At 63.3% G+C, this 8,186-nt stretch carries 9 protein-coding genes and 1 pseudogene; 7 read left to right on the plus strand and 3 right to left on the minus strand.

The genetic code is table 11. From position 1 onward, the window contains the following. The first annotated feature begins 77 nt into the window (after positions 1-77). The 3 genes from rplU to MOV75_RS03130 all read left to right on the plus strand — a co-directional run bounded on the left by rplU (position 78) and on the right by MOV75_RS03130 (position 1,578). The gene (gene rplU / locus MOV75_RS03120) at positions 78-464 is read left to right on the plus strand and encodes a 50S ribosomal protein L21 (protein WP_063198396.1); all 387 of its coding nucleotides are present in this window, start codon (positions 78-80) and stop codon (positions 462-464) included. Between the two features lie 102 nt (positions 465-566). After that, positions 567-836, plus strand: a complete 270-nt coding sequence (gene rpmA / locus MOV75_RS03125; protein ID WP_011083253.1) for a 50S ribosomal protein L27 — start codon at positions 567-569, stop codon at positions 834-836. Positions 837-984: 148 nt separating this feature from the next. Further along, the gene (locus MOV75_RS03130) at positions 985-1,578 is read left to right on the plus strand and encodes a GNAT family N-acetyltransferase (RefSeq protein WP_246919039.1); all 594 of its coding nucleotides are present in this window, start codon (positions 985-987) and stop codon (positions 1,576-1,578) included. Positions 1,579-1,646: 68 nt separating this feature from the next. Here MOV75_RS03130 and MOV75_RS03135 read toward each other — a convergent pair whose 3' ends face one another. Then, positions 1,647-2,561, minus strand: a complete 915-nt coding sequence (locus tag MOV75_RS03135) for a DMT family transporter (protein ID WP_246919040.1) — start codon at positions 2,559-2,561, stop codon at positions 1,647-1,649. A gap of 258 nt (positions 2,562-2,819) precedes the next feature. Between MOV75_RS03135 and MOV75_RS03140 the strand changes: the two genes are divergently transcribed. From MOV75_RS03140 to MOV75_RS03150, 3 genes are all read left to right on the plus strand, one after another. Further along, entirely contained in the window at positions 2,820-3,299 is a 480-nt protein-coding gene (locus MOV75_RS03140; RefSeq protein WP_246919041.1) for a MaoC family dehydratase, read from the plus strand. Positions 3,300-3,401: 102 nt separating this feature from the next. Beyond that, positions 3,402-4,442, plus strand: coding sequence for a GTPase ObgE (obgE, locus tag MOV75_RS03145; protein WP_246919042.1), 1,041 nt, complete (start codon positions 3,402-3,404; stop codon positions 4,440-4,442). Between the two features lie 98 nt (positions 4,443-4,540). Beyond that, complete coding sequence (locus MOV75_RS03150; RefSeq protein ID WP_246919043.1) at positions 4,541-6,175, plus strand: alkaline phosphatase family protein; 1,635 nt, start codon at positions 4,541-4,543, stop codon at positions 6,173-6,175. Positions 6,176-6,307: 132 nt separating this feature from the next. On the opposite strand, the gene MOV75_RS03155 is transcribed toward MOV75_RS03150, so the two are convergent. Together MOV75_RS03155 and MOV75_RS03160 are read right to left on the minus strand one after the other, a co-directional pair. Beyond that, positions 6,308-6,811: a hypothetical protein gene (locus MOV75_RS03155; protein ID WP_247004852.1), complete on the minus strand. Its 504-nt coding sequence runs from the start codon at positions 6,809-6,811 to the stop codon at positions 6,308-6,310. Between the two features lie 15 nt (positions 6,812-6,826). Next, positions 6,827-7,792 (minus strand): Bug family tripartite tricarboxylate transporter substrate binding protein, encoded by a 966-nt coding sequence (locus MOV75_RS03160; RefSeq protein ID WP_247004854.1) that lies wholly within the window; start codon positions 7,790-7,792, stop codon positions 6,827-6,829. A 203-nt stretch (positions 7,793-7,995) separates the two neighbouring features. On the opposite strand from MOV75_RS03160, the pseudogene MOV75_RS03165 reads away from it, so the two are divergent. Further along, positions 7,996-8,186 (plus strand): annotated as a pseudogene (locus MOV75_RS03165) (glutamate 5-kinase); the annotation flags it as partial.

Genomic DNA, 8,186 nt, shown 5'->3' on the forward strand with positions numbered 1-8,186 from the left:
ATAAACCCATAGCGACTGGCAAAAAGCCGGCCCCGACAATCCGTCGCGAGGCCGGGATTGAACACGGAGAAAAAACGATGTTCGCAGTCATCAAAACCGGCGGCAAGCAATACCGCGTCGAGCCGGATGATGTTCTCGAAGTTGGCAAGATCGAAGGCGAAGTCGGCTCGATCATGCAATTGAATGAAGTGCTGGTGGTCGGCGGCGACACGCCGGTGCTGGGCATTCCGACGGTCGCAGGCGCGTCCGTTGCGGTCGAGGTGCTCGACCACAAGCGCGGCCCCAAGGTCATCGCGTTCAAGAAGCGCCGCCGCAAGAATTCGCGCCGCAAGCGCGGCTATCGCGACGAGATCACGGTTCTGCGCATCAGCGAGATCCTGACCGACGGCGCCAAGCCCACCAAGGGCCCGCGTCCGAAGCGGGAGAAGGTGGCGAAGGAGCCGGCAGCGGAAGCCGCCGAATAAATAAAGTTGATCACGCCAATTCACGAATTGATGCGTGAGAAATTTTGAAATGATTCCGTCAAGGAATTGATCTAGAAATACGCAGGATTTCGGAGACGGGCCATGGCTCACAAAAAAGCAGGCGGTTCATCGCGTAACGGACGCGATTCCAAGGGTAAGCGCCTCGGCATCAAGGCGTTCGGCGGGGAAGTTGTGATTCCCGGCAACATCATTGCGCGTCAGCGCGGCACCACCTGGCACCCCGGCCTTAATGTCGGCATGGGCACGGACCACACTCTGTTCGCCAAGATCGAGGGTCGCGTCACGTTCCAGGCCAAAGCCAACGGCCGCACTTTCGTATCGGTACTCCCGATCGCAGAGGCGGCTGAATAGACGGTGGATCAAATTGGAATCCGCCGGTCCCACTGAACCGGCGGAGTCCAGATCATAGAGATCGAAGGCTCCAGGGGAGGCGGGAAACCGGCCTCCCCTTTTCTTTTGACTTGCTCACTTTGACTTAGTGACTTTCACGGAGCCGGACATGTTGCAGGATTTCTCGAGCGTGACCTTGCAGGAGGCGAGACCTGGCGTCGTCGCCACCGAGCGGCTGACCTTGCGGCGTCCGACCCTTGCCGACGTCAGGACCATCGCCCGGCTCGCCAACGACCGCCGCATCGCGGAAAACACCCGCCGCCTCCCGCATCCCTATTCGCAGGACGACGCCGTCGAATTCGTCCGCGCCACCGCCGCGCTCGGCAGCGAGACCGTATTCCTGATCGAGCACGACACCGGACCGGTCGGCATGGTCGGCATCGACTGCTCAAAGCCCGGCGATGCCGAGCTCGGCTATTGGCTCGGCGTCGAGCATTGGGGCCAGGGCTTTGCCACCGAGGCCGCGCGCGGCGCGATCGACTTCTTCTTCGAGGAGTTCGAGGACGAGCATCTCTATGCCGGCGCGCGCGTCACCAACCCGGCCTCGCGCAAGGTGCTGGAGAAGTGCGGCTTCCAGTGGAGCGGCGTCCAGCTGCACCGCTTCCTCGCGCTGGGCTCCTCGACGCCGGTCGACTGCTTCCGTTTGTCGCGCGGGGTGTGGGCCTCGCTGAAGAGCTGGAGCAGCGCGAGACGGATGAGGTAGGGCGCGAGCCACATTCACAGCCGTCGTCCCGGGGCGCGACCAAGTCGCGAGCCCGGGACGAGACGTGGCTACGCCGGTGGATTCACCTGCTCGCTCTCGCGCCCGAGATCGCGCTCGCGCAAGTAAATGTAGAAGCCGGCGCCGATGATGATGGCGGCGCCGATCAGCGTCGCCATGGACGGCACGTCGCCGAACACCACGAAGCCGAAGATCACGGCCCAGACGATCATCGAATATTGGTAGGGCACCACGACGCTCGCCGGCGCGAGTTTCAGGGACCGGTTGACGCAGAACAACGCGGTCACCGAAACCAGCCCGGCGGTAGCGAAGATCACGAGGCTGCCCGAGGTCGGCGGCACCCAGTGGAACGCCGACAGCACCGCTCCCAGCGAAAACGTGCCGACAAATTGCGAGGACGCCATCACGATGTCGGGCGTCTTGCGCAGGCTGCGTGTGATCAACATCAACGTCGCGAATGACAGGCTGCCGCCGAGCGCGATCAGGGCCGGCAGGCTGACGGTCTGCGCCGATGGCCGCAGCGCGATCAGGACGCCGCAGAAGCCGATCAGGATCGCGGTCCAGCGCCGCCAGCCGACCTTCTCGCCCAAGAAGATCGCCGACATCGCGGTGACGAAGATCGGCCCGGCCAGATAATAAGTGATGACGTCGGCGAGCGGCAGGTAAACGGTCGCAAGGAAGAAGGCGGCGACTTCCAGCGTCGAGAGCACGACGCGGAACAGCTGCAGGCGCGGCCGCTCCAGATGCAGGAACTGGTGACGCTGCTTCCAGATCAGCGGGGACAGCAGCAGCAGCGCCGCGCAGGCGCGCAGGAACAGCAGCTGCCCCACCGAATAAGTCCCGACCAGGAACTTGCCCATGGCGTCGCCGAACGAGAACATGAAGATCGACAGCACCATCAGTCCGATGCCGGCCAGGCGCGCGGAGCGATCGTCATAGGCGGAGAGAGATTTGAAGAAGGGCATGATCGGGCTGTGAGGGGTCGTCATTGCGAGCGAAGCGAAGCAATCCAGACTGTCTTTCGCTTCGGCAGTCTGGATTGCTTCGTCGCTTCGCTCCTCGCAATGACGGGGAGAGAGCGGCGGAAACCGGCGAATAGAGTCGCTTGCGGTCGTTTTAATGACGTGGACGCGCTGGACAAGCCCGCAACGTCGAATTGAACGGATTGTCGCACTCTTCGCGCCGCGGTAGCGATAAGCCGGCCACGAGCAGAGAGCTTTGACATGACCGATTTCGATCCGACGCAGCATCGCATGATCCCCACGCAACGCTGGTTTGAGGATTTCGTCGTCGGCGAACGCTTCGTGCTGCCGAGCCGGACCCAGACGTCGGCGATCTTCGCGGCGTTCCAGACCGCGAGCGGCGATACCCATCCCGTGCACTACGATTTGGAATATTGCCGCAGCCGCGGCATGCCGCACCTGCTCGCCCACGGCTTCCAGACCCTGATCCACACCGCGCCCGGCGCCGGCCTGTTTCCGTTCATGGTCGAGGAGTCCCTGGTCGGCTTCCTCGAGCAATCGAGCCGGTTTCTCAAACCCGTATATGCCGACGACACCCTCTATCCCGCGCTGGAGGTCACCGAGCTGGTGCCGGGCCGTACGACCGGTGTGGTGACGCTGGGGAGTACCGTGTTCAACCAGCGCAAGGAGCTGGTGCTGGAGGGCACGCAGAAATTCCTGATCCGGCGGCGGCCCCTCTGAAGTCGTCCTGGGGTTAAGCAAGGGCCGAAATCGCAAGAAATTCGGCCGATTTGCGGGTCAATCCGGGTTGCCGCACGGGACCGGCTGGCCTACCTATGGCCCATGAAATTCCTCGACGAAGCAAAGGTCTATATCCGCTCCGGTGACGGCGGGAACGGCTGCGTGGCGTTCCGCCGCGAGAAGTTCATCGAATTCGGCGGTCCCTCCGGCGGCAATGGCGGCCGCGGCGGCAATGTCATCATCGAGGTCGCCGACGGCCTCAACACGCTGATCGACTACCGCTACCAGCAGCACTTCAAGGCCCAGAAGGGCGAGAACGGCTCAGGCTCGGACCGCCACGGCGCCAACGGCAAGAACATCGTGCTGAAGGTTCCTGTCGGAACGCAGATCTTCGACGAGGACCGCGAGACGCTGATCCACGACTTCACCAATGTCGGCGAAAAGTTCGTGCTGGCCGAGGGCGGCAACGGCGGCTTCGGCAACGCGCATTTCAAAACCTCGACCAACCGCGCGCCGCGCAACGCCAACCCCGGCCAGGTGGGCGAAGAGCGCTGGATCTGGCTGCGGCTGAAACTCATTGCCGATGCCGGTCTCGTCGGCATGCCCAATGCCGGCAAGTCGACCTTCCTGTCCAAGGTCAGCGCGGCACGGCCGAAGATCGCCGACTATCCCTTCACCACGCTGCATCCGCAGCTCGGCGTCGTCAACGCCGACGGCCGCGAGTTCGTGCTCGCCGACATTCCCGGCCTGATCGAGGGCGCGCATGAAGGCACCGGTCTCGGCGATCGCTTCCTCGGCCATGTCGAGCGCTGCCGCGTGCTGCTGCATCTGATCGACGCAACCTGCGAGCATGCCGGCAAGGCCTACAAGACGGTGCGCAAGGAGCTCGATGCCTATGGCGGGCTCTTGACCGACAAGATCGAGATCGTCGCGCTGAACAAGATCGACGCGGTCGAGCCGGACGAATTGAAGAAGCAGAAGGACCGGCTGAAGCGTGCGGCCAAGAAGACGCCGCTGCTGCTGTCCGGCATCACCGGCGATGGCGTCAAGGAAGCGCTGCGCGCGCTCGTCGAGGTGATCGGCGAGGCCCCGGTGTCGGCGAAGGCGAAGAGCGCGGCCGAAGCGGAGCCGTGGTCGGCCTGAAGTAAGCATCGCTCTCTCCAAACCTCTCCCTTCGGGAGAGGTTTTCTTCGCGCCATCGATAGCGCAATATCAGGCGAACGAAGTAAGGAGCGAGACGCATGGCGCGCGCGAAGAACGTTCTCTGGATCATGTGCGACCAGCTTCGCTATGATTATCTCGGCTGCACCGGCCATCCCACCCTGAAGACGCCGAACATCGACGCCATGGCCAAGCGCGGCGTGCTCTTCACCAAGGCGTACGTACAATCGCCGATCTGCGGGCCGTCGCGGATGTCGTTCTACACGGGACGCTACATGCGCTCGCACGGCTCGCACTGGAACGGCTGGCCGCTGCGCGTCGGCGAACCCACGCTCGGCGATCACCTCAAGAAGATCGGCGTGCGCAACGTGCTGGTCGGCAAGACCCACATGGCGCCCGATCTCGAAGGCATGAAGGCGCTCGGCATTCCCCCGGAATCGATGATCGGCGTGCATGTCGCCGAATGCGGTTTCGAACCCTATGAGCGCGACGACGGCCTGCACCCGACCGGCCGGCCCCGGCCGAAATACGACGACTATCTGCGCAGCCAGGGCTTTGAAGCCACCAACCCCTGGGAGCACTGGGCCAATTCCGGCGCGGCGGAAGACGGCTCGTTACAGAACGGCTGGCTGCTGGTGCACGCCGACAAGGCCGCGCGCGTGCCGGACGAGCATTCCGAGACGCCCTACATGACGCGGCGCGCGATGGACTTCATCAGCGAGGCCGAGACCGACGGCAAGCCGTGGTGCCTGCACCTGTCCTACATCAAGCCGCACTGGCCCTATATCGCGCCGGAGCCCTACGCCAGCATGTATTCGACCGACGACATGATCCCGGTGATCCGCTCCGAGCGCGAGCGGCAAAATCCGCATCCGGTGTTCGGCGCCTATATGGACATGCGCTACTCCCGCAACATGGCGCGCGACGACGCGCGCGAGAAGGTGATCCCGACCTATATGGGCCTGATCACCCAGATCGACGACCAGATGGGCGTGCTGATGAAATTCCTGGAGGAACGCGGCCTGCTGGAGACCACCATGATCGTGTTCACGTCCGATCATGGCGACTATCTCGGCGATCACTGGATGGGCGAGAAGGATTTGTTTCACGAACAATCGGCGAAGATTCCGCTGATCATCATCGATCCCTCTAGGGAAGCCGACGCGACGCGCGGCACGCGCAGCGACGCACTGGTCGAGGCGATCGATCTGGCACCGACCTTCGTCGACTATTTCGGCGGCAAGGTGCCGGGCCACATTCTCGAAGGACGTTCGCTGCTGCCGCTGCTGCGCGGGCCGACGCCGGGCGATTGGCGCAAGGTGGCGTTCTCCGAATACGACTATGCCATGCAGGACGTGCGGCTGAAGCTGAACCAGCCGATCGAGCGCTGCCGCCTGTTCATGGTGTTCGACGGTCGCTGGAAATACGTCCACGCCTCCGGCTTCCGCCCGATGCTGTACGACCTCGAAACCGATCCGGAAGAATTTCTGGATCGCGGCGATGATCCTGAATGCGCCGGCATCATCGCGAGACTGCAGGCGGAGCTGTTCGATTGGGCGCTGCACCCCAACGACCACATCACCACGTCCCGCGAGAAGATCGCCGCCTATGCCGACAACCAGCTTCAGGTGAAGGGTGGGATTTTGATCGGTGTCTGGGACGAGAAAGAGCTGGCGTCGATCAAGGACGGCATCGCGCAGCGCGGAAAGCTGTAATCCTCATGGTGAGGAGGCGCGACAGCGCCGTCGCGAACCATGCAGGCCGAGCTGCGGCAGGCGGGCCTTTCATCCTTCGAGACGCGCGCAAGAGCGCGCTCCTCAGGATGAGGGGATAGCGCGCGCGGCTAGCTAGCGATCAACCACGCGTCCTTCAAATTCAGGCTTACCTGCCACCAGAAAGAGCCGATACCACTCAATGTCCCTTCGCGCGGCAATTTCGGCATCCGAGAGTTTCGCGGTTTCGCCAAGGCTCAACTGATCGATCCCGAGATTTTGCGCCGCCGCGTAGACTGCATAATCGCCGCACTCGACTTCTGCGGAGAATGTTGGATCATGATCGATCACCGACATGACGTGGATCCGCCCGCTTCCTGAATGGAAATGCACGCACGTTATTCGCTGCCATTCTTCCGATGAAGGTGGCAGATCGCTCGACACGAGCTCAACCCAATGGTCGTTGAGATCAGCTTCGGTGCCAATCATCCGAAACGCCGGCACGCCGGCAAAACCTTGCTTTGTTTTCTCCGCGTCCCAGTTCTCTTCGCTCCCAAGGGGCCTGAACGGATCGTCACACACGACGATCTGATAATTGCTTGCAAACATGCGCGCCGCACCGAGTAACCGCTGTGTCATTGCCGCAAACCAGATTCAATTCTCGATCTTGTATCCCGTCGCCTTCACGATCGGCTGCCATAACGCGATGTTGGCCGCGAGCTCCTTGGTCAATCCCTCCGGGGTCGAGCCGACCGGAATGAGCCCGATCGCGGTGAGCTTCTCCTTGACCTCTGGCTTGGCGAGCGCGGCGCTTGCGGCCGCACCGAGTTTGGCGGCGAATTCCGGCGGGCTGCCGGCGGGAAGCCACATGCCGTACCAGGCGTCGGCGACGAGATCGATCCCGCTCTCCTTCAGCGTCGGGACCTCGGGCGCGAACGGCGAACGTTCTGGACTGCTGACTGCGATGATCTTCACGCCCTTGGCGCGGTGCTGCGGCAGCGCGTCGGCCAGTGTGGTGATCCCAAAAGAAATGTGACCGCCGACGAGATCGTTGAGGATCGGCGCGCTGCCGCGATAGGGCACGCGGGTCAGGGGAATGCCGAGGTCCTTCTCCAGCTTGGAGCCCATGAAATGCGGAATGGTGCCGTTGCTCGGCACGCCGAACGAGGTCTTGTCCGGATGCGCCTTCAGCCACGTCACAAAGCTCTTGAAATCGGTGGCCTCGACCGCCGGATTGATCACCAGCGCGAATTCGAACCGCGCCAATAGCGACACCGGCATAAAGTCCCTGGCCGTGTCGAAGCTCGGTGTCGTCTCCACCATCGGCAGCAGGTACATGGTCGGCCCCGTCGTCACCAGCACCATGCTGCCGTCTGCGCTTGCGCCCTTCACCGCCTTGATGCCGATCAGGCCGTCGCCGCCGGTGCGGTTCTCGACCACGATGGTCCGCTGCAGCGCCGGCGCCATCTCCTGCGCGATCAGCCGGCACAGCGTGTCGCCGCCCGCCCCCGCCGCGAACGGGAAGATCATCTTGCTCAGTCCCGCCTGCGCTTGCGCTTCGCTCGCCTGCAAGAGCAGCGGCAGCCCCAGGAATCCGGCCATGAATTTGCGGCGATCCATTCGTTTCCTCTTTCGAACCGTTATCGTTGGCCTCAATTAGAGCCAGGCGAACGCCCGACACAAGGCCGAGATGCGCCGTTTACCATGCCGGCCGCCTTGCGCCGGCCATCGTCCTGCTGCAAAAGCAGGCCTCACCGGCGCTGCTCGTCGCTGCGCCGCTTCCGATGCAGAGCAATCCGTCCGACGCGCCAGCACTTACACACATGGCCAGCCCCGAACTCAGTCAATTCCGCCGCATCGTCGTCAAGGTCGGCTCCGCGCTGCTGGTCGATTCTGGCAAGGGCGAGGTGCGGGCGTCCTGGCTCGCCGCGCTCGCCGACGACATGGCCAAACTGCACCGCGAGGGCCGCGACGTGCTGGTCGTCTCCTCAGGTTCGATCGCGCTCGGCCGCAG

The sequence above is a fragment of the Bradyrhizobium sp. PRIMUS42 genome (assembly GCF_023006515.1).
Classification (GTDB): domain Bacteria; phylum Pseudomonadota; class Alphaproteobacteria; order Rhizobiales; family Xanthobacteraceae; genus Bradyrhizobium.